Here is a 23,240-nt window from a genome sequence, read left to right as displayed (position 1 = left end):
CCTTTCTACCTTAATGATAGAAAAAAAGCGGCAGTTGAACATGGTATATCTTGTCGGGTATCTTCCCAAAATTGCGGTTTCACCCAGTTGCATCAGAAGCTTCCCATTTTTTCAGGGACAGTATGACAAAAACGCTGCTATGCCATATTTAGCAGTGAAACATGGCATATTCGTTTAAAAATGGTTCCACATGCTTTTTTTATATGAGAAACGTAGATATTATCAAATCGTAATTTTTAGCACAAATTTATGGCCGGCCATAAATTGGCCATATTAAAATATGGTTGAAAGTGAGTATACTAAATCTAAGAGGTGATTTCATGAAAGAATCAAAAACACTGGAGTTCAAAGAATCCATAACAAAATCATTTTTGAAAACAGTAAGCGCTTTTTCAAACTATGATGGTGGAGAAATCATTTTTGGAATTGATAATGATGGAAATATAAAAGGTCTTTCCGATCCCAAAAGCACTTGTCTTGATATTGAGAATAGAATCAATGATAATATTGTTCCTCAGCCAGGCTACAGTCTTAAGACTGACGAAACAAATAAAACAATTTCACTTGTCATTAAAGAAGGAAAGAACAAACCCTATCTATACAACTCAAAGGCCTATAAGCGAAATGATACTTCAACAATCGAAGTGGATTCCTTCGAATTAACAAGGCTGGTTTTAGAAGGAAAGAAAATCAATTTTGAAGATTTACCTTCATCCAATCAAAAAATGGACTTTCATTATCTGGAAAACAAATTAAAAGAGCATATTGACATTAAAATATTCAATCAAGATACTTTAAAAACTCTGAATCTTTACAATGTGCAAATCGGGTACAATAATGCTGCGAATATTCTATCAGATAACAACTCATTTCCAGGAATTGATATTGCTAAATTTGGCGATAGTATCAACATTATAAAAAAAAGACTACTGCTGGAGAATATGTCTGTGTTAGAAATGTATGATGTTGCTGTCCAAACTTATAGAGATTATTATCAATATGAAGAAATTGAAGGCAGCTACCGTAAAAAGGTCGACCTTGTACCAGAAGAGGCATTCCGTGAATCTGTTGCAAACGCACTCATTCATCGAGCATGGGATTTAAATGCAAATATAAGGATTTCTATGTATGATGATAGAATAGAAATAACTTCACCAGGAGGATTGATAAACGGTATTACAAAGGATGAATATATAACAGGAATGATTTTAATGCTTAGAAATCCGATTATCAGTAATATATTTTATCGATTAGGAATCGTTGAAATTTTTGGTACCGGCATACTCAGAATATTACATGCTTATGAAGAAAGTATTAAAAAGCCTATTTTTAATGTAAGCACAAATACGATACAAATCATATTACCTGTTTTTGATTCGAATCCTGTTTTACAAAAAGATGAAGAACATCTATATGCGGTGTTGAGTAAAACAAAGCCTAAATCGATTAGTGAAATATTGCCACATGTAACGTTTAGCAGGTCTAAAGTAAAAGAATTATTGAAAAAAATGGAGAAGGACGGTATTGTGAAAATCAAGGGAAGAGGTAAGGGAACAAAATATTATTTATAAATAAGTTTGAAGAAACATCTTAAAAATACCATTCGTAAGGGGTAATCTAATGCTTTCTGGTTTGTTCAAACAATAATCAAATAAAAAATATACGATAGATACAACGCAAAAAATCTTCAGGACCATAGTCCCGAAGATTTTTATGTATAGTTTCATCAAATGCAGGGAAATCACGAATGAAGATGCTTTAGAGCTGAGTCCATCTTCGTACCTTAATCACATTGTCGCACATTGTGTACCCTATCATTCGTCTCTGTTTGATTTTATTAGGTTGGCACACGCTGTGTACCCTATAGTTCTGATCCGTTGGTTTCTATCAGGTGAGCATACCAGTAGAAGGAATCCTTTTTCAATCGCTTCTGGCTGCCCTTTCCGAAATCATCACGATCTACATACACAAAGCCGTATCGCTTACTCATTTCCGCAGAGGAGGAAGATACGATATCAATCGGTCCCCATGCACAGTATGCGAAGATATCCACTCCATCCTTAATACATTCCTTCATCTGCTCAATATGCTTTTTCAGGAAGTCAATACGGTAAGGATCATGAATGCTTCCATCCGCTTCCACGGTGTCCAATGCACCGAAGCCGTTTTCTCCAATCATCAGCGGAACCTGATAGCGATCCCAGTATTGAGACAGACAGTTATAGAATCCCAGCGGATCCATTCTCCACTCCCATGGTGTCGGCTCCAGATTTGGATTTTGTTCCGCCTGCATCGGCGTCATATCATTTTTATCGGAATCTACAACTCTGCTGTAGTAATAAGAGATCGCGAGGAATTCCATCGTGTTGTTGCGAATAACCTCTTCATCCCTATCCTCCATCTGAATGTTGATATTTCTTTCCTTAAAATAGCGTAGTGCATATACCGGATATTCTCCACGCAGCTGTACATCGGAGAAGAAATACTGCATCCTGTTTTTCTTCATGGTCAATACAACATCCTTTGGACGGCAGGTTGCCGGATAGAAGGTACAGTCTGCCAGCATCGTACCAAAGACAGCATGCGGATCAATCTGATGTCCGACCTCCTTGATTTTTGCACATGCCACAAACTGATTATGTACCGCCTGATACATCAGCTCCTCCATGTTTTCCGCCTGATCATCATAGATACCCAGAGAACCAAACTGCACCGTCGGAACCAGATTTACCTGATTGCAAACAATCCAGTATTTTACTCTTCCCTGAAAGCGCTCTACAAGCACTTTTCCGTAATTCACGAAGAAATCAATCACCTTTCGGTTACCAAAGCCGCCATATTCGGTAACCAGATGCAGTGGTATATCATAATGAGACATCGTGATTATCGGCTCCATACCATCCTTTATGATTTCATCAATCAGATCATCATAAAATTTCAATCCTGCCTCATTTGGCTCAGTCTCATCCCCGTTTGGAAAAATGCGTGACCAGGAAATGCTTGTACGAAAGCACTTAAATCCCATTTCCTTCAGTAATGCAAGGTCATCCTTATAAGTATGATAGAAATTGATTCCGTAGCGTTTCGGATAATAGCCTTCTGTATCTGCGGCCTTGCGTTTGATTTCAGCAAGCGTTCCACCGCCTTCTTTTTCTATTTTGGCACGGTTTAAGCCCTTTGTATACTCATGAATGTCACTTGTGGACAAGCCGCGTCCGTCTTTATCATATTCCCCTTCACACTGGCAGGCTGCAAAAGCACCGCCCCATAGAAAGTTATCAGGAAATGTTTTAGGTACCTGTTTCATAATAATATCTCCTCCTCTATATTTATCGTTCTCCGTAACCATTTCAGTCGTTTCAGCAATGAAAGCGCCGCCGTAATCAGCCTGCCAAGCACCAGCAGATTGATAATGGTCACCACACCGTAAGTACCATGCAGTATCATACCGGATACAAGCATACCGCCATCCAGTATCCAGCGAATCACAGGATAGGAAAGACCTGTTCTTTTCATCAAACCAAAGGTTACACAGTCATAGGGATTCTTTCCACAGTCAGCATAAATGCTTAATGCAATGGACATTGCGATAATGCCAATGCCTGTCATGCAGAACAATACACGATGAAGCAGTGTATCCGCATGTATCAACGGTGTAAGAATCCGTATGGTAATCGTCGTAACAACGGGAAATATAATCGTTCCCGCGTGAATCTGTTTTCTATCGATAAAAAACGCTGCCAGCACAAATGTGAAGGATAACAAATTGTTACAGGCATCCACTGATAGCTGCAATGCCTGACTCATCCCCTGCAGCAGCGTATTCATGGAATCTGCACCATTACCGCCTGCAAGGAACAAAACCGCAGCAACTCCCATCAGCATACCGCCGGCAGCACAGAGACTGCATCGATAGAAGAAAGAACTCTGATGCCCGGTTCCTTTTGTGTTCTTTTTCATCCCGGTTGCCTCCAAAGTGGCAAGTATCTGCGTATCGCAACAGCGCAAAGCCTCTGTAGTTTTGGATAGGCTTCCCTCTGCAATGCGATGACGCCAATGTTCAATAAGCCGGGGGCAGGAAATACCTGCACCCTATAAATCAGCTCCGTTAGATTTTATCACCTGCTTGTACCAGTAGAAGGAATCCTTACGAATTCTCGCGCACTCCTTTGGATCATCATCAGTACGGTCTACATAGATAAAGCCATAGCGTTTTTTCACACCGTTGCTGGTTGACAGCAGATCAACCGCAGACCATGGACAATATGCCAGCACTTCTACTCCATAATCAATTGCTCTGTGCATTGCTTCGATATGGTCGCGCAGGTATTTAATACGGTAATCATCATGAACACGTCCGTCCTCTGTCAGGGTATCAAATGCTCCCATACCGTTCTCTGTAACCATCAGCGGCTTGTTATAGCGAGTGTAAATATCGCGGAAGATGTATTCCAGACCTGTCGGATCAATTGCCCAGTCCCAATCGGTTGTATCAAGATTCGGATTCTTGCACATCTCATAGAAGCCCGGATGTGTTTCAAAGCCGGACATGTCGCCCTTTTTGCCTGACCAGTTGACACCGCTGTAACGAATTTCCTTACCTTCTTCCATCGGACATGCCTTTGCACACTCACTTGCATAATAATTCAGTGCCAGAAAATCGGAATAGCCTTCCTTAATCAGCTCCATGTCACCTTCTTCGATGACCGGGGCAAGACCGTGCTCTTCCAGATAAATCAAAGCTGACTTCGTATAAAAGCCCTTAAAATAAATATCCAGATAGAAGGCATTACGCAAATCGTGTGCATTTTGTGCAGCCATGACATCCTCCGGCTTGGAAGTAAGCGGATAGACCGGGGAATACCCGATTGCCGCACCGGCAAGACCACCCGGTACAAGCTCATGGACCAGCTTACAGGCAATGGCATGTGCAAGATTCATATGATGATTGATCTGATAGCGCAGCTGATTGTTGTCTCTCAGCTCCTCCGGTATGTAGCATTTCTGTGTCCAGTATTGAACGATGATGCTTTGCTCATTGATAGTCGTCCAGTATTTCACCTTGTCCTTAAATTCATTGATGACATAGCGGGCAAAGTATGCAAAATCCTTTACTACCTCTCTGCTCAGCCATCCGTTATATTTTTCCACAAGTGCCCATGGCAAATCATAATGATACAGCGTAACAATCGGCTCTATACCGTTGGCCAGCAGTTCATCAATCAGATTGCGGTAATACTGAATACCCGCTTCGTTTACTTCTCCAACTCCATCAGGAAATACGCGTGACCAGGCAATGGAGAAACGATAGGTCGTAAAGCCCATTTCCTTCATCAGGGCTACATCTTCCTTGTAATGATGATATTGGTCACTGGCAATATCCGCAGTAGCAAAGCCGCGCTTTGTATAATTCTCTTTATTGATGATATCCTGCTGGCTGGCTTTCTTGCCATCCTCATAGGCAGCACCCTCTACCTGATAGGCACTGGTAGCAGCACCCCATAAAAAATTATTCGGAAATCCCTTTGACATGGTTCAGCCTCCTATTTTTCTTCTATTTTCTTATTCATGATTTCAAAAAATGCAATCAATTCCTTTGCCAGATTAAGCTCTGACATAATTGTCATCAGCGTATCCTGTGCATGTGCAAACAGCAGACAGGGTTCATAGGTTTTTCCTCTTGTTTCATTCTGAATCACCTCGGTCTGTGCGACATGTGCTTGATGAATACATTCCTCCGCCTCTGCAATTTTCTGTTTCGCCTCATCGAAGTGAAACTGCTTTGCCTGTGCCAATGCATCCTCAACCCGCAGCCGGGCATCACCTGCATGCAGAATAATCTGCATAGCAACATTGACAAGCTCATTTTCCATAATATCCATAGGTTAATCCCCCTTTAGTTCTGAGAAGGAGCGTTTTCCTGTGCTTCTTCTGCTAGCTTTTGTTTTTCAAATACCTTGAAGAACGGGTACCAGATTGCAAAGTAGACAACAAACAATACAACTGCCCATAAAATACCACGCATATCCTGTGTAATCATAACGGTGGAAACCGGTACAGGCACCTGTCCTACCTGATTCAGTGTTGCCGGAATGTTCAGCCATCCAAGGCTCATAACAATATAGACGATAGCAGGTCCAACGATGGAATTCAGCCACATCGGCAGCATCAGCAGCGGATTGAAGACAACAGGCGCACCGAACATGATTGGTTCATTGATGTTGAAAATACTTGGCCCGATGAAGATTCTTCCCAGTGTTTTCAGCTGCTTTGATTTTGAGAAGCACATGAGCACATTCAGCGCAAGCGTTGCCCCCATACCGCCCATGGTAACAAGAGCCGCCGTAAACACCGTCTCACTCGTCGCGATATTCGTAGCAGGAAGTCCCTGTGCCACCATATTGATATTTTCCTGAATACCGGCAAGGAAGATCGGTGTTGTAACCGCGCCAAACAGCCAGGAGGAAATACCCATACTGTACAAAACAGCAGGAATAAAGCAGCAGAGTATGAAACCGGGCATGGTCTGTGCAAAGCCTGCCAGTGGTGAGAAAATCCATAAAACGATTTCAAATATGTCGAAATTACAATATTTTGTCAGAACCATACCCAGACCAAGCGTAATCAGGGTAGGCAGTATGTAATTGATCCAGCCGACAACGAAATCCGGAATGGATGTGGAATCCTCCAGTACATGCAGCTTGGAATACAGATTGAAGATAATGGATGTAAACAGTCCGGCTACGATACCGACAGCAATACCGGTAGCACCCAGACGTCCTCCCTGAATGACCATATTTCCTGCTTCATCTGTTCCCGGAATGATGAACATCATGAAGACTGCCATGGAAACGATACCGCAGTTGGTCAGGTAGAACGGATGATTCAGCTTTTCCATACACTGCTGTCCGACTACGAATGCCAGAATCAAAGAAATCAGTCCGAAGCTGTAATCGGCAATCATGCCAAGATCCGGAAGTGCAGGCAGGTAGGAATGGAATACGTTGTAGAAGTAGATGACAGAACCCGTTAAAATAAACGGTATGATTTTCTGCATGGATGATGATACGGCGGCAATCCAGGGCTTGCTGCAGATTTCATTCATCTTTGGAGCAAACACTGTAGAAAGCCAGTTCATAAACTTTTTCATTTTTCTTTCTCCTCAGTCTTTCCTTTTCCCCATGAACCCTATATAATAATCATGAGGAAATCATTAAACAAACGCGTGATTTTCTTCAAGCTAAGAGTGCCATCTTAGCTTTTTTATTTCCCCAGTGTATCCAGTGCCAGCTGAATCAGTGCATCTCCGTTGAGCTGTGCATAAATATCCTGTGGAATGACAACAACCGGAACATGATACGGGTCACAGAGTGATTTCCATTTCGGCAGCTCTCCTCCGTAATGCGGTCCCAGCATAAGTATACTGATGCTTGACAGATAGCCGCTGACATCTGTATGGGACCGTGCTTCAATCGTTGTGTCCAGCTTGCGTTTTTTTGCTGCCTTGCGTGCCTGATTTGCCAGAAAACCACTGGACATCCCGGCTCCGCAGCACAGCATGATGAACATCTTGTCCATAATGACTCCTTTCCGCTTTTTATGAGCGCTGTACCTTGTACACCCATATTATCTTTAAAATTCACGTGCTTCTCAACTTACGTTTTGCACCGCATGGTGCAAGCTTTTCCCTGAAGGATGTAAACTCCTTGTTTTGTTTCTTTATAATATAGACAGGCAAAAAAACACTGCTGCATAATAAAAAAAACAGACCTTTTAATCGAAACTTAATTATTTACAGCTGATTCAATGTCTGAGAATGAACATTTGCACCATGTGGTGAAATCTTCTGGTTGTACAGTGTTTGCGGGTAAATTATAATAGATATAACAAGTGTCTTTGCAAGGGGAGTTGGTATCATGAAGAAAAAACACGTTGAGCTGCTGCAATTTCTGCTACATCACGCTACAGCGGTTACCAGTCGGCAGCTGGCCGCCGCTTTATCAATTTCCACGCGGTCTGTAAAAAATTATGTCAATGAAATCAATCTGCTCGGCAATCAGAAGGTGATCCTTTCCAGCAAGCAGGGATATACCGTTCAAGCAGCACAGGCAAAGGAGCTTTTATCTGTAAAAGAGGAAAGTATTCCACAGACCAGTCTGGAGCGCGGTTTTTACATTGTGAAGCATATTATGCTGGAGCATTCCTCCCACATGGATCTGTATGACCTCTGCGATGCCCTATATGTCAGCTATTCCACCATTAAAGCGGATATCGCGAAGATGAACAAGGCATTTGCGAATTTTCATATTGAATTCACATGTGAAAATGAAGAGGTTCGCCTGCACGGCAGTGAAAAAGACAAGCGCAGACTTGTCAGCTATGTTATGTATGAGGAAACAGATCAGCAATTCATGGATGCCAATATCATCACCAGCAGCTTTCCTGAATTCCCGGTGGAACAGGTCTCCATGATCATCCGCTCCACCTTCCAGAAATATAACTATTATATCAATGATTTTTCCTTCGTTAATCTGTTACTGCACTTCGCCATTATCATCGACCGTGTAAAGGAAGGAAATTTTGTTGAAACAAGAGACTGCGACTTTCTCATCGAAAGCGAAAATGAACGTGCACTAGTCGAGGAGCTGTGCTCCCGTCTGGAGGAGGCATTGTCCATCAGCTTTAACCGCAATGAACAGTTTGAGGTCTATATGCTGTTTAAGACAAATGCAAATTATTCACTGCCAAGCTCTGAGGATAGTCTGAAAAAGCTGGTTGGCGAGGATATTCTCGCATTAACCAGAGATATCATTCAAAAGGTGAATGACAGCTATTACATCGATTTGAATCATGAAACCTTTCTTACGCCCTTTGCATTGCATTTAAAAAATCTTCTGCTTCGTGTCCGCAATGATACCTACACAAAGAATCCCATGGTGGATGCTATTAAGTCCAGCTGTCCGACAGTTTATGATATCGCCATTTTTATCGCTATGGAGCTGATGCAGCGCTTTCATGTGGATATCAATGAGGATGAGGTTACCTTCCTTGCCCTTCATATCGGTGCGGATATCGAACGCCAGAAAACCAATGACGGAAAAATACAGTGTATCCTGCTGTGTCCGGACTATATGAATATGACAGCCTCGATTTACAATAAGCTGCTGATAGATTTTGGGAATCAGATCAATATACGCAAGACGATTTCCTATGAGCATGAGTTGAAGCATCAGCATTACGATATGCTGCTGACCACCATACCCTTAAAATGTCCGCTGCATAAGGAGGTATGTCTGATACCGCCCTTTCCAAATCCAAACAGCCGGATGGATATCCAGAATACCATAGACCGCTATCGTACAAATAAGAAGAACTATATTCTGAAAAAGAAATTTCACGACTTTTTCTCCTCCTCTTTGTTTCTGGCGAATGAAGACACCCCGAACAGAGATGACGTGCTGCCATTGCTGTGCAAAAGCATGGAAGAACTGGAATATGTCAATGAAGGATTTCTAACCAGTGTCATGATTCGCGAAACAGCCGCTTCCACTGCCTTCGGCAATATCGCTATTCCACACTCAATGGAAATGGAGGCACTGAAAACGTGCATCGGCATTGCAATTTCTCAAAAAGGTATCCAATGGGATAACCATATCGTCCATGTGGTTCTGCTTGTCGCATTGAACAAAATTGACAAACAGATTTTCCATGATCTCTACGAGGCACTGGTGGACCTGTTCAGTAAGGAGGATGTTATGGAACGGATGAAGGAATGCACTTCCTTTGAACAATTTGAGCATATGATGTGCGCAAGTATTTCCTATCAGGAAGAGGAAGCCGCATGAAAGCATGTATTTTTCTCGATATCGACGGTACGCTGCTGGATCATGAAATCGGTATACAGGAATCCAGCAGAATAGCGATTGCACAGGCACAGGCAAACGGACACAGGGTCTGCCTTGCGACAGGACGCCCCAAGCCGGAGGTGGATGATGAAATACAGGCTATCCCGTTTGACGGCTGTATTTATTCCTGCGGTGCTATGGTAGAGAGTCATGGCAAAGTCCTTTTTTATAAGCCGTTTTCGCAGGAGCTGGTACTTCACATGATGTATTTACTGCAAGCCCATGCTATCGGATTTAATCTGGAAGGCAGCCGTACTTCTTTTCTTGACCCTATTGGATATGACTTCTTTCATTCACTGTTTCAAAGATGCATGGAAGACAACAGTGAGCTGGCAAGACAGTATATGGCAGCGGTCCGCATGCATCCACTTCAAGAGGTAAAGGAAACAGACACCCTGCAAATCATGAAAATCGCAACCTTTATCAACGAGGATTCCCTTTTGCAGGAATTTGACAGACAGCTTCCCGCACAGCTGAAGCACATTCACCATGGTTTTCATGAGGGATGTATAAATGGTGAGATATACCATCATGCTATCACAAAAGCGACCGGTATCGATTGTCTGCTGTCTCACTTTGAAATTCCACTGGAAGCCTCCATAGCGATTGGAGACAGCTTGAATGATGCGGAAATGATACGGCATTGCAATTTAGGTGTGGCGATGGGAAATGCCTGTGAAGAGCTGAAGCTGATCAGTGACATGTTTACCACGACCAGCAAAGAGGATGGAATTTATAACTGTATGAAAAAATTGAAACTTATTTAGCAAGCTGAACATAAAGTTTGCTTTTTTTTCTGAAAGTATTGCTAATTATAGTTAAATGCCGTACAATATAAATAGATAAACACCTACAAAAAATTGAAAAACCATATAATTATAATTTTCTCAAATACTTTGAAACTTTTTCTCTGTTTCCTTCGTTTATATTATAGGAACAGGTATTTCTTACAGTTCCATTACACTTTGGTAACATAAGCCGATGAACCCGCTCACTGTGTTAATATATAATGGAAGAGCAGGATACAGGCTGAAGGAGATAAAGAGTATGACGAGCAGAAATCTGATGAGACAGCAACCGACAAAACCGATGATTCTGAAAAACTGCGCAATCTGCAGACAGATTATCAGTATGCGAAAAATTCTAATTATGGCGGGAATCATGCTGGCATTTATTTTCAGTACCTATCTGTTCTGATCTTGTTGATTTCCTGCATAAATCGTGGTAAACTTTTCCGTATCCAAACTGTAAGATTCTCTGCTGGTGCTGTTCATCCGGGCATCACGGTGGAGATTTCTTCTTTTGGACAAAAATTCTTAACGTTTCTTACGATTTTATGAGTTTTAATACAAAAGCAGTCACTTATGCTATAATGTGATTGCAGGAACAAAAGGAAAGAGATTTTGCATGTAAGGGGTGAGATACCATGAATGAGGAGAAGCTTTCACCGCCAAATGGCGTTGAAGAACATAATTTGAGGGAAAAGAAAGAAATGGAACAGGATACAGGAAACTATACGTATGACTTCTTTACATTCCGCAATGTACTGATCAGTGCGGTTGTGCTGGGTGTCATAATCCTCGTGATTTCACTGGTTCGCTGAACCATCTGAATGCAAAGTCCCTTAGAGGAAGCCGTGTGCTTCTTTTTTTCTTTTGTGAATGGAAAAAGAGTATTGCCCGCTTCCTTTACTAGAATATTTTGCTACCTCTATTGTACCCATGATAAGCAGCTTGTATATGATTTCACAGTCTGCCAGACCTTATATAAGCGAAAGGACTAAGACTCTTTGCCCCAAATTATATCCCTAAATCAAACTGTAACACCCCCTAATATGTAAAAAATGAAGATAAGCTTTCAACATGTTCCCAATGCATGGATAATTCATGTTACAATATATAAAACCAAGAGGAAGTTCTGACATGAACATACATCATATTTCAATTTATCAGAAAGGCCTCATTTAAAAAGCCGGCACAGCTTTCATCTGTATATTATTTAATTTTTTTATCATATGAAAGTGAGGTCTATTATGACGATAGAAGAAATTATGCAGGGTGAATCTAAACATATGGAATATAAAGCAGCTCTGCCGAAGCGCAGTGAAACATACATAAAAACTATGATTGCCTTCACAAATACGAGTGGTGGAACACTCATTATCAGAATTGACGACTCCAGCCGTTCTGAAATTGGTGTGGATAAGGATTCCGTGTTTCAGAATATAGATTCCATAGCGAATGCTGTTTCGGATAGCTGTGAACCACAAATAGTGTCGGATATCAGCTTCCAAACAATAGAGGGTAAATGCATTGTTATAGTTGAAATATATGCCGGAACCAACCGTCCTTAAACATACAGGCAAGGAAAACGGCACTTATATCCGTGTGGCAGGAACTTCACGCCAAGCAGATGCTGTCAAGCTCAAAGAGCTGGAGCTGGAAGGAACGTATGCTTCATGGGATGAACAAATCTGCAATGGCTATGAAGTAACAAAAGAGGCCATAGATAAGCTTTGTCAGGATATACATAAATATATGAAGTCCGCTATAGATTCATCGGAAGAAAAAAGAAGTATTCCAGTAATTACAGTAGAACACCTTCTGAACTGGAAGCTTCTGAAGAAAAGCGGAAATCAGCTGCTGGCCGCCAATTCCTTTATTTTGCTTACAAGCGATTATTTTAGATTTGCAAAAATACAATGTGCGTTATTCAAGGGGAATGATCGTGATGAATTTCTTGATAAAAAGGAATATTCCGGACCCCTGTATGAACAGATTGAAGAAGCTTATCGCTTTGTACTCAGACATATTAATCGAAGCGCTGAAATTAACGGGCTGTTGCGTAAAGAAAGATACGAACTACCGGTTGGGGCTATCCGCGAAATGATTATTAACGCACAGTGTCATCGCAGCTTTATGGATTCCTCCTGCGTTCAAGTCGCGTTGTATGACGATCGCTTAGAAATCACTTCCCCCGGTATGCTGTATGGCGGATTAACTCTGAAGGAAGCTGTGAATGGTCGTTCAAAAATAAGAAATAAAGCGATTGCGGAAGTATTCAGCCGCATGGAGCTTATAGAAGGATGGGGTACAGGAATACGTCGCATCATTAAAAGAGCAGAAGAATATCAGCTGCGTACTCCCGAATTTACAGAAATAGGAGATACCTTCCGTGTAAATTTATTTCGTAAAGAAGAAAAAAAGCCGATAAAAAGCCAATAAAAATCCATTATCCGAAGAACGACGGCAGCTAATTAAAGAGTATGTCCGCGAACATGGCTGTATTTCCAACCGGGAAGCCAGAAAGCTGCTAAATCTCGCTGAATCTACAACCAAAAGACTCCTGAAACAGATGGTCCTTGATGGCTGCCTGATTGAACAAGGAGAAAAGAAAAGCCGTATTTACCGCCTATGTGCATAAGCAGTCAGAGAATACAGTCTTGCCCTATGTGATATTAAGCTGAAAAAATTATGAATGAGCTGCTTTTTGAGATATGAATATAGTCGTAGAACCGCTCTTTTCTCTATTTAAGTTATTTTATATTATGTTTGATTGCTTCTAATTTCTATGCTTGTATTCATATCTTTTATCTATCTTTAAGGATTTTTATGTAGCTTTCATGATATTTATTCGTCTTTCGTGCTGTTTGCTTTTTCCTAATCATTCGATATATCTGACCATTTCTATTCCATAGGAGCCATATAAAAGCTTCCGTAAAACTCCTCCGTATTCAATACATTAATAATAATCCTCGGATCTGCCTCTCGCAACAGATTCGCAATATCAGCAACTTCATATGAGGAAACGACGGTATGCAGCAGATACATTTTCTTTTTACTATACCCGCCATACCCTTGTATACAGGAAATCCCGTGACGATAGTGATCAACATACAGATCAATAACAAGCTCAGGTAAGGTTGTCGTAATTTGCATGGTTACACGCTCATAGCGATGGTGAAATGTAGAAATCGTTTTTGTTGTAATAAACTGAAAAACAATGGAGTATCCTGCGTACAGCCATCCAAACATAAATCCGAATATGCATAATATCAAAGCATTAAAGATAAAAACCTGTTCCCAAATAGACCTGCCGATTTTATTGGAAACATAAAGAGCGATGAAATCCGTCCCTCCCGTTGACGCGCTTCCCTTTAAAGCGATGACAACACAAAGACCATACAAGAATCCTCCGAAAACAACATTCAGCACCAGGTCATGAAAGAGCGGCTGAAAACGACAGAAGTTTAAAAATACAGAAGCTAAAACAAATTGAATGGTAGAAAGTATGGTGAATTTTTTACTGATGCTTTTAAAACAAATCAGTGCCACCGGAATATTTAACATCAGGATAGCGATGGAGGTTGAAATATGACAGCCATATAAAGCAGCTATTTTATCAATCAAAATAGCAACGCCGGTAAAACCGCTGCTCAATAGATTACTCGGTGTAATAAAAACCTGAATGACATATGCCTGCAATAATGCTGAGATAACAACTGCGATACAGCTGAATAGATAACGTACTTTTTTGTTCTTCAATGAATGTGTTAACATAAACGATCCCCTCTTTAATTTCTACATTATTATAATTCCTTTTCATTTGAGAGTGGCTAAAAGGGTTTCCTAGGCGGTAGGAAAAATGCATTCTTCTGCCGCATGTGACAGGCCGCTTCATCGCACACGAACCGAATCTTTTCCTGAATATGACATATTGCAGCTAATCAACAGGATATTGATAACCTTGAATGCGGGTTACAGAAATAGATCAAATGCTTGTAGCAGAGTTCCTTCAATATTTTAAATGCATGGCATACAGACCTGAGGAATAACATCCTTCTGTTTATCCCTTATGCAGGCATGACCTTCTTTTCAAACAGAGCCGCATAAAATCCTTTATCGCAGGAGCACCGCATAGCGTATTTTAGGTACTGTGACTTAGCCTATCCATTATGACACTCTTTATCATAGTATTAGAGGAAAAAAGCATATCTCCTATTCAGCTATACTGCTACGACAGCAGTCTCAGCCCTGACTATACAGAAAGACCAGTTGTACTTAAAGAAAAGAATAACGCTTCTCTTTTCCCTCTGCTCCTGTGTAAAAAAGAAAATTTCAATAACCAATTCGCAAAACTTCCTAAGAGTTAGGAAAAAATGTTAATTACTTCCTGAAGATTATTCTATATAATACTATTTAGAGAGGATTGACAACATGGGACTAAATAAAAGACAGGAAAAAATCATCATGATGATGAATGACTCTAACGATTGGATTACAGGTAAAGAATTGTCCAAGCTTCTAAATGTATCAGATCGTACCATACGCTCAGACATTGATTCCATTAATCGTTATTATGAGAATGCATTGATTGAGTCCAATCTTCGCTATGGATATCATTTGAATCAGGAAATTCTTCGGACGCTGAACATTGAAATCGAACAGCCAATCGCACAGACACCGCAGGAACGATGTATATATATCATACAGCAGCTTCTATTTCAGCGAAATGAACTAAGCATCACCAATTTACAGGATCAGGTATTTGTTAGTGAATATTCGATTGATAATGATATTAAACGTATAAAAAGAATGATTGAGCCTTATGAGCAGTTAAGATTGGTACGCTCTAAGAACTTTATCCATTTAGAAGGTGATGAAGAGAGCAAGCGCAAGCTGTATAAAGATTTATTAGCCGAGGAAACACAGGGTAATTTTCTGAATTTGAATAACCTTGCGGCATTGTATAATGATTTCGATTTACTGATTGTTAAGGATACACTTGAAGAAACGTTTAACAAATACAATTTCCATGTACGTGAAATGGCATTTCCGATGCTGATGGTTCATGTGGGAATCGCAATCGAACGAATTTTACGACATAACTATATACATACGGAACGCAATTATGAAGAATTAAAGAAAAGTCAGGAATATGAGATAGCACGTGAATTTTTTCAGAATACAGCCAAGAAGATACGTATAGAAATAGTTGAGGATGAAATCGCGCTGCTTGCATTGTTATTGATGGGAAAGAAAGGAACCAGTTACTCAAAGGATCTGGTTCATGAATTTCATGATAGCTTAACAAGTGATGATATTATCGACGGCATGTTAGAAGTTATTCATGATGATTTTGATATTGATTTCGCACAAGACAGTGATTTGCGTATCGGTTTAAAAATGCACATGCAGTCACTCATGGAACGCCAGATAAGAAAACATGATGTATCCAATGTATATCTGCAGGAGATCAAACGTAAATATCCTCTGGTATTTGAAATGGGAATACGTGTTGCCCGGTATCTGGAAGAGCAATTAAATGAGGTGATCGGTGAAAACGAAATAGGTTTTCTATCGCTGCATCTCGGTGCTGCCTTCGAGCGTGCGAACCTGTCGGGAAAATACCGGGTTATTATGATTTATCCACACGATCAGGCATTAAGCAATATGTGCGTCAAAAAAGTAGAAAATCGGTTCGGTGAGCGAATGGCCATCGTGGAATGTCTGAACTTCTTCGAACAGAAAACAATTCTTAATGCACGGCCTGATCTGATACTGACAACGCTCCCCCTGCAGCATGATCTGGATATCGCCACGATTCAAATTTCATTGTTTATCAATTTAGAGGACGAAAGCCGTATTTTCCAGGCGCTGAACCTATTGGATAAGAAGCATTTTCAGAAAGAGTTTGAAGAAGGTATATCCGGTATGATAGAACCACGATTCTTCTATACAGATGTTGATATAGCGACGCATGAGGACGTAATCAATTATATGTGTGATAATTTGCAGGCATCCGGTTATATACCGGATGGATTCAAGGAATCTGTCTTGAAAAGAGAATCCATGTCCGCAACCTCCTTTGCCTACAGCTTTGCCGTACCGCATAGCTTCAATGTAATGAGCATTAAATCCAACATATCCGTTGCTATTTTGAAGAATCCGATTCCATGGGGACCTTTTGAAGTAAAGCTGGTCATACTGCTCGCGATCAATGATGCAGACCGCTATATGCTGAAGCTGTTCTTTGACTGGCTGAGCAATGCAGTGAGTGATGCCAATCGGTTTGCGACACTTTTAGAAAGTCATGATTATAATGACTTTATTGCACGTATCGTGGAGTGAGGAGAGATATTATGATTGCGAAAATCACTGAAAATAATAAGAAACCAACAAAACATTACAGAGAAAAGAAGCTGGGGCTCATTGATCGTTTAAGCATTGCATTATTGAAAAAGCAGGATACCCTTGTAAAAGATACAGAGCATTCTCCCGTGTCGAATATCAGAAGATTTTTCGGGTATCTGATGGATTTCATGCTTGCCAATATATTCTGCGTAATTCCATTGGTCATCATCCAAGCTTCCCTCACCGGCTCGACGAATACTACACAAATACTGGCTGGCATTCCGTTGCATTGGGCATATATTATCACATTCTTTGTATTCTTATTCTATACGTTTTATTATGTGTATATACCATTAAAAATATGGCCGGGACAGACACCCGCAAAGCGTTTATTAAATTATAAAATCGTAATGATGGATAATTCAAAAGCTACAGCCAAAGCTTTATTTATGAGAAATGTCATTGGGATGACCTTCCTTGAGCTTGCGGCCTTCACGACCACCTATGTCGTGCAGCTGATCGTTCTGACTGCCAAAATTGATTATCCCGCTTCCTTTGGCTACATTACCTATTTCATGACATTTTTATCTTTTATCATCACCCTGACAAATTACGACCGCCGTATGCTTCATGATTATCTCGGTAAAACAAAAGTATATATGCTTCAAAAAGAAGATGTATCCGACTACCATGCTTTATAGCCGCAGCACTGTCGACAGGGATGAGAATCCCTGTTTTTTCTTAATTTTTCACTCTAAAATCCTTTTCTGTTTTTTTAGTCCTATACTTCGATATCCTTCTTTTCTCCGCTTCTTTGCCCCTTCTTTGATATCCTGCTTTTCGCTGCTTTTTCAGTTCTTCATGCCGACATCTTACTTATCGCTGCTTTTTCCAGTTTTTCACTTCGATACTCTGCTTTTCTCTGCATTTTAAGTCCCTGACCCTGATATCTTTTATTATCCCTGCTTTTTTAGTTCTTCATTCCGATATCCTGCTGTTCCCTGCAATAGATACATTTCCTGCAATATATCTATATTTATGTTTTCCATCACCGTCAGAAAAAGTGGATTTCCTATACCTTAGGAAATCATTTTCATGTTGCGAGCAGTAAACTTTTATTATAATTAGATTGTAAAAAGTTTAGTGCGCACGATTAAATTTTTTAAGACAAAAAAGAGGAGGAAATAAAATGTTTAACAAGCTTGAGAAAATACTTATGCCAATGTCTGATGTGCTAAGTAAAAACAGAGTCTTGATTGCCATTCGTGATGGCTTCTTAATAGCCACGCCATTACTGATCGTCGGTTCGATTTTCTTATTGATCGCCAATTTTCCGATACCCGGATGGTCTGACTTCTGGACAGGAGTATTTGGGGCAGGCTGGGAGGAATGGTTTAAAGCCGTATCTCGCGCAACCTTTAACTGTACCGCTTTACTGACTTGTTTGGGTACTGGCTATGCTATGGCCAGAGAGTTTGGTGGAGATAAAATACAGGGCGCTGCCGTTGCCTTAGTTTCATTTTTCATCCTGCAGCCGGTCATTCATGATGCGGTCAATGACGCGGGAAAAGTGGTTTTAGAAGGTGCATTTGCAGGTTTATCCTTTGATAATATCGGTACGAACGGTATCTTCATGGCTCTGTGCTGCTCTATACTCTGCGTACTTCTGTTTATCTGGGTTTACAAAAAGGGATGGACAATCAAAATGCCAAAGGGTGTGCCACCTGCTGTAGCAGACTCCTTCGCTGCATTGGTACCTAGTGCCATCGTTTTACTGGTATGCTTCCTGATTCGTATCTTCTTTGAATTTACACCATTTGAAACCGCACAGGGTTTTGTATTCACCGTACTTCAGACGCCTATGAAAGGACTGGGGGATACTCTGGGGGCAAATGCTATTTACAGCTTCATGTGTACATTCCTCTGGTTCTTCGGTATAAACGGTCCTGCCGTAATGAACTCTGTATTCTTCATCGGCAACGTATTAACTGCCGATCAGCTGCTTGCATTTGAAGCAGGAACGCCGAATAATGAACTACCGCATATCTTTACCAATCCGTTCTCAAACTTCTTCACGAACTTTGGCGGCGGTGGAAGTACGCTATCGCTCGTTATTTGTATGCTGCTGTTCTGTAAATCTGAACGTATCAAGGTGTTGGGTAGATTAAGCATTGTTCCGGGTATTTTCGGTATCAATGAACCAATCATTTTCGGATTGCCTATCGTATTAAACCCGATTATGATTATACCGTTCATCTTTGTACCATTATTTAATTTAGTTACATCCTACTTACTGACAATAGCAGAAATTCTGCCAAAGACAACCGGTGTCAACTTACCGTGGACGACTCCAATCGGATTCTCCGGCTGGTTATCAACAGGAAGCTGGATTGCCGCAGTATGGCAGATTATTCTGCTGGTTATCGGATGCTGTATCTATTTCCCATTCATTAAAGCGCTCGATAAAGGTTATTTGCATGATGAAGAAAATTCAGAGGGTACAGAGGAAGAAGATATTTCATTTGATGATTTATCATTGGATGATCTGTAACATACCAGACGCTATTCTTACACAGCTATAGACTGAGCGGGTTTCACATCTGTTGTATTGCACCAATAAGATGCGAAGCCTCTTTTTCTTAGCTGCCCCCCCTTCCAATCTCAATAGATATATATTATGAAAATGTGATAAGCATGAATTACAGCTCTTTCTTTGCGACTCAAGCAATACGATGTTAGCCGGAAATTTCAAGCCCGTTATGACTCCTGTTATCGTGCATTTGCTACCTCTTTTTTGCACGAAAAAAGCTGTGATTAAGTATTGGTCATAGATATATTTCCTAACAGTTAGGAAATATGATTGGTTATATTGCACATGAAAAGGATTTATAATGAATGTATAAGGGAGGATGATGTATGAAACGACTTTATTTGTTCTGTGACCAGGGAATGTCTACAAGTTTACTGGCAAGCCGTATGCAGGACTGTGCTGATAAACACATGCTTCCAATCGAAGTTAATGCATTCTCTTATAAAAAGATGCAAAGCATCGTTGAAGAAAAACATCCGGATATCATCCTGCTGGGTCCACAGGTAAAATATCTTTTTGATGAGACGAAAAAGCGCTTTGATGAGCGAACCCCTGTCATGCTGATTTCACAGGAGGATTATGGGATGATGGACGGTGAAAAAGTATTAAAGAAAGCATTGCTTCTGTTGCAGAAAAGAAAGCGAGGAGAATTATAAAATGAAAGTATTGATGGTATTTGATCAAACGCAGGCAGGACTTGGCGGAAAAGAAAGTCCTGATTTGGCAATGGGAGGAAAACCGATGGCAATAGGTTCATGTCATATGTTTGAAAAGACTTTAACGGATATGGGAGGAAGCATCTGTGCAACACTGTATTGCGGTGATGGAACCTTTGCACAGGATCCGGATACCAACGGAAAAAGATTTGCTGCTATGAGCAAGAAGCTCAATCCGGATGTGGTAATCTGCGGTCCGTGCTTTAATTACGGGAACTATGGAAAAATGGCCGCAAAAACAGCTCAGACAATCAATGAGCTGACAGACATACCGGCGTTTGCTATCATGTCTGAGGAATGCGGTACAGCTATTGATGAATTTAAAAATCATGTGACCATTCTTAAAATGCCGAAAAAGGGTGGTACGGGATTACCGCAAAGTCTGGCAATGATGTGTGAGTTTGCCCTGAAGCTTGCGAAAAAAGAAGATGTCAGTGATATGATCAAGGAATATGCATATCATTAAAGGCCTTATTGATTACATGGAAAGCAGCTGTTTTGCTGCTTTTCTTTTTTCCTAATACATAGGAAGCAATCTTCAAATACATTATTTCTAAAAGGCCTATAATGAATTTATGAAAGAGAAAGAGGTGTATTTATGTTGACGAATGAAACGATTGCTTTAATGGAGGAGTTAACACAGGCTGTTGGTATCTCCGGAGATGAAAGGAATATCTCAAAAATTATGAAAACGCATATGGAGCCCTATGCTGATGAAATTATATACGATAATCTGGGTTCTATCTTCGCCGTAAAGAAAAGCGGAAAACCGAATGCATTAAGAGTGATGATCTGCGGTCATATGGATGAGGTAGGCTTTATGATTACAAGTATTAAGAAGAACGGCCTTGCTGAATTTATATGTATCGGCGGGATGGATGCACAAAGTCTGCATGCACAGCGGGTGCGTTTAAAGGCAGCCAGCGGTAGAGAGTACATCGGTACCATCGTATGTGATAAGGATGAAATAGCCGCCTGCGACACAAAGCATATGCGGATAGATTTCGGTGCGGAAAATGCCGAAATGGCTGCTGATTGGGGCGTTAAGGTTGGAGACAGCGCCGTTCTTGACGGCGGATTTGCCATGCTTGGTGACGGTCATCGCATCCTTTCCAAGGCATGGGATAATCGCTATGGCTGTATTATGGCTATCGAGCTGCTGCAGGCACTGAAGGAAACAAAGCTTGATGTGGATTTGTATATCGGAGCAACCGTACAGGAGGAAGCAGGTATACGGGGTGGAACGACAGCGACAGGACTGATTCATCCGGATATGGGAATCGTATTGGACTGCAGTTCAGCAAACGACATCACCAGGGATGAACAGGCAGTCGGGCAGCTTGGAAAAGGAATCCTGATTCGTTATTATGATAAGGGCATGATGCCAAATCGCCTATTGCTGGATACCCTTGTACAGACCTGTAAGAATCAGCAGCTGCCCTATCAGTATTACTATAATATGGCACAGACAGACGCAGCCTGGATACATAAATTATTTTCCGGCTGTCCAACCTTAAGCGCCTGCATCTGCGCACGTAATGTCCATACGGGAAACAGCATGATTGATATACGTGATTACGATTGTGCGAAGAGTGCACTGCTTGCCATCATCACATCGCTTGATGAAAACAAAATTAACGCTTATAAAGCGGAGAATCGCTAAGGTATGCATATGAAAGAGGCATATGGAACGATAAATCTGGAAATGATCAGAGAGCTGAGCGAAGCTCATGGAATTTCAGGATGCGAAAAGGAAGTTAGCCGTATCATGAAAAAGTGGTTAACCCCTGTCTGCGACGAAATCACATACGATAACCTTGGCTCCATAGCAGGTCTGCAGAAAGGAAATGCTGACGGTCCAAAGGTGATGATCTGCGGACATATGGATGAGGTTGGCTTCATGGTGCGTGAAATTGATGAACAAGGTTATATCCGCATGCTGCCCGTAGGCGGCTGGTGGGGACATGTTCTGCCATCTCAGACATTATATGTAACCACAAAGGAAGGTAGACGATATCACGGCGTCGTCGGTTCCTGCGCTCCGCACGGACTGCCCCCTGAGGTAAAAGAAAAGGTTATAAAGCCCCTTGATTTATTTCTTGACATGGGGGTGGATAACCGTGAAGAGATATTGGAATTAGGGATTCAAATAGGAGATATGATCACCCCGGATACAAAGTTTGAAGTTATGAACAATCCTAATTATCTGATGGGGAAAGCATGGGATGATCGTTTATGTGCAGCCCTTGCTGTCGATGTATTATACCGCATACAGAAGGACGCGCATGAGGCAAACGTCTATGCTGTGGGCACTGTGCAGGAGGAAGTCGGATTACGGGGGGCCCGTACAGCAGCGAACCTTTTGCATCCGGATGTAGCGATTGCACTGGATGTCACAACAGCATTGGACACACCGATGGATAAGGGAGATGTCAAGCTTGGCAACGGTGTGGTGCTGTCTATAATGGATGCCGGTATTATTGCCCATAAGGCATTGTTACGGGAAATGGAAGAGATTTGCAGGGATTTAGGACTCAGCATCAACTACGATATGATGACTGCCGGAGGAACCGATGCCGACAATATTCACAAAGCATATGATGGTATCATAACCATGACATTGAGTATTCCAACACGCTATATGCATTCCCATCACCTGATCATACACCGCAGAGATTATGTGCAGACGGTAGAGGCGATTGCAGAATTTTGCCGCCGTTTATCCTGGGATAAAGTAAGTGCAATGAGAACCGCAATACAGTAAAGGTGTCGAAAGACACTTTTTTCATGAAACTGCAAACCATACCTACCTCTTACTATGGCTGCTTTTATCCTATGCGCTGTGAGCCTTATAACATTGAAATCCATGAATCCTTAAACATGACAGGCAGATTAC

General features: G+C 41.2%; 20 protein-coding genes and 1 pseudogene. 14 read left to right on the top strand and 7 right to left on the bottom strand.

Annotation, left to right across the window (positions count from 1 at the left end):
- Positions 1 to 320 precede the first annotated feature (320 nt).
- Entirely contained in the window at positions 321 to 1,571 is a 1,251-nt protein-coding gene (locus G4D54_02120) for an AAA family ATPase (GenBank protein ID QJA01297.1), read from the top strand.
- Positions 1,572 to 1,861: 290 nt separating this feature from the next.
- Here G4D54_02120 and G4D54_02115 read toward each other — a convergent pair whose 3' ends face one another.
- From G4D54_02115 to G4D54_02090, 6 genes are all read right to left on the bottom strand, one after another.
- Complete coding sequence (locus tag G4D54_02115) at positions 1,862 to 3,307, bottom strand: glycoside hydrolase family 1 protein (protein QJA01296.1); 1,446 nt, start codon at positions 3,305 to 3,307, stop codon at positions 1,862 to 1,864.
- Positions 3,304 to 3,960 carry a hypothetical protein gene (locus G4D54_02110; GenBank protein QJA01295.1) on the bottom strand — a complete coding sequence of 219 codons (657 nt, stop codon included), beginning with the start codon at positions 3,958 to 3,960 and terminating at the stop codon, positions 3,304 to 3,306. Before G4D54_02110 ends, G4D54_02115 begins: the two co-directional genes overlap by 4 nt.
- Before the next feature lie 132 nt (positions 3,961 to 4,092).
- A complete protein-coding gene (locus G4D54_02105; GenBank protein ID QJA01294.1) occupies positions 4,093 to 5,532 on the bottom strand; it encodes a glycoside hydrolase family 1 protein in 1,440 nt (479 codons plus the stop codon).
- A gap of 11 nt (positions 5,533 to 5,543) precedes the next feature.
- Positions 5,544 to 5,882, bottom strand: a complete 339-nt coding sequence (locus G4D54_02100; protein QJA01293.1) for a PTS lactose/cellobiose transporter subunit IIA — start codon at positions 5,880 to 5,882, stop codon at positions 5,544 to 5,546.
- Between the two features lie 14 nt (positions 5,883 to 5,896).
- Entirely contained in the window at positions 5,897 to 7,150 is a 1,254-nt protein-coding gene (locus G4D54_02095) for a PTS sugar transporter subunit IIC (protein QJA01292.1), read from the bottom strand.
- A 113-nt stretch (positions 7,151 to 7,263) separates the two neighbouring features.
- Positions 7,264 to 7,578 carry a PTS sugar transporter subunit IIB gene (locus G4D54_02090; GenBank protein QJA01291.1) on the bottom strand — a complete coding sequence of 105 codons (315 nt, stop codon included), beginning with the start codon at positions 7,576 to 7,578 and terminating at the stop codon, positions 7,264 to 7,266.
- Positions 7,579 to 7,916: 338 nt separating this feature from the next.
- On the opposite strand from G4D54_02090, the gene G4D54_02085 reads away from it, so the two are divergent.
- The 6 genes and pseudogenes from G4D54_02085 (at position 7,917) to G4D54_02060 (ending at position 13,328) form a co-directional block, all read left to right on the top strand.
- Complete coding sequence (locus G4D54_02085) at positions 7,917 to 9,845, top strand: transcription antiterminator (protein QJA01290.1); 1,929 nt, start codon at positions 7,917 to 7,919, stop codon at positions 9,843 to 9,845.
- A complete protein-coding gene (locus tag G4D54_02080) occupies positions 9,842 to 10,672 on the top strand; it encodes a Cof-type HAD-IIB family hydrolase (GenBank protein ID QJA01289.1) in 831 nt (276 codons plus the stop codon). The genes G4D54_02085 and G4D54_02080 overlap by 4 nt, the downstream gene beginning before the upstream one ends.
- A 280-nt stretch (positions 10,673 to 10,952) precedes the next feature.
- Complete coding sequence (locus G4D54_02075) at positions 10,953 to 11,102, top strand: hypothetical protein (protein QJA01288.1); 150 nt, start codon at positions 10,953 to 10,955, stop codon at positions 11,100 to 11,102.
- Positions 11,103 to 11,331: 229 nt separating this feature from the next.
- A complete protein-coding gene (locus G4D54_02070; GenBank protein QJA01287.1) occupies positions 11,332 to 11,508 on the top strand; it encodes a hypothetical protein in 177 nt (58 codons plus the stop codon).
- 429 nt (positions 11,509 to 11,937) lie between these two features.
- Complete coding sequence (locus tag G4D54_02065; protein ID QJA01286.1) at positions 11,938 to 12,258, top strand: ATP-binding protein; 321 nt, start codon at positions 11,938 to 11,940, stop codon at positions 12,256 to 12,258.
- A gap of 299 nt (positions 12,259 to 12,557) precedes the next feature.
- Positions 12,558 to 13,328: pseudogene (locus G4D54_02060) on the top strand (hypothetical protein).
- A gap of 263 nt (positions 13,329 to 13,591) precedes the next feature.
- Here the strand turns inward: G4D54_02060 and G4D54_02055 are convergent.
- The gene (locus tag G4D54_02055; GenBank protein QJA01285.1) at positions 13,592 to 14,464 is read right to left on the bottom strand and encodes a YitT family protein; all 873 of its coding nucleotides are present in this window, start codon (positions 14,462 to 14,464) and stop codon (positions 13,592 to 13,594) included.
- A gap of 657 nt (positions 14,465 to 15,121) precedes the next feature.
- On the opposite strand from G4D54_02055, the gene G4D54_02050 reads away from it, so the two are divergent.
- From G4D54_02050 to G4D54_02020, 7 genes are all read left to right on the top strand, one after another.
- Positions 15,122 to 17,035 (top strand): PRD domain-containing protein, encoded by a 1,914-nt coding sequence (locus G4D54_02050; GenBank protein ID QJA01284.1) that lies wholly within the window; start codon positions 15,122 to 15,124, stop codon positions 17,033 to 17,035.
- A gap of 11 nt (positions 17,036 to 17,046) precedes the next feature.
- Positions 17,047 to 17,739 (top strand): RDD family protein, encoded by a 693-nt coding sequence (locus tag G4D54_02045; GenBank protein ID QJA01283.1) that lies wholly within the window; start codon positions 17,047 to 17,049, stop codon positions 17,737 to 17,739.
- A 488-nt stretch (positions 17,740 to 18,227) separates the two neighbouring features.
- On the top strand, positions 18,228 to 19,589 hold the full coding sequence (locus tag G4D54_02040) for a PTS sugar transporter subunit IIC (protein ID QJA01282.1): 1,362 nt from the start codon (positions 18,228 to 18,230) through the stop codon (positions 19,587 to 19,589).
- Between the two features lie 365 nt (positions 19,590 to 19,954).
- Entirely contained in the window at positions 19,955 to 20,284 is a 330-nt protein-coding gene (locus G4D54_02035) for a PTS sugar transporter subunit IIB (protein QJA01281.1), read from the top strand.
- A 1-nt stretch (position 20,285) separates the two neighbouring features.
- Positions 20,286 to 20,810 (top strand): glycine/betaine/sarcosine/D-proline family reductase selenoprotein B, encoded by a 525-nt coding sequence (locus G4D54_02030; GenBank protein ID QJA01280.1) that lies wholly within the window; start codon positions 20,286 to 20,288, stop codon positions 20,808 to 20,810.
- 132 nt (positions 20,811 to 20,942) lie between these two features.
- Complete coding sequence (locus tag G4D54_02025) at positions 20,943 to 22,007, top strand: M42 family peptidase (protein QJA01279.1); 1,065 nt, start codon at positions 20,943 to 20,945, stop codon at positions 22,005 to 22,007.
- 9 nt (positions 22,008 to 22,016) lie between these two features.
- Complete coding sequence (locus G4D54_02020; GenBank protein ID QJA05137.1) at positions 22,017 to 23,108, top strand: M42 family metallopeptidase; 1,092 nt, start codon at positions 22,017 to 22,019, stop codon at positions 23,106 to 23,108.
- Positions 23,109 to 23,240 lie beyond the last annotated feature (132 nt).

Origin of the sequence: [Clostridium] innocuum (genome assembly GCA_012317185.1) — a bacterium.
GTDB classification, from domain to species: domain Bacteria; phylum Bacillota_I; class Bacilli_A; order Erysipelotrichales; family Erysipelotrichaceae; genus Clostridium_AQ; species Clostridium_AQ innocuum.
Note: the sequence above shows the minus strand (reverse complement) of the source record. Positions and strands in the feature narration are given on the sequence as shown.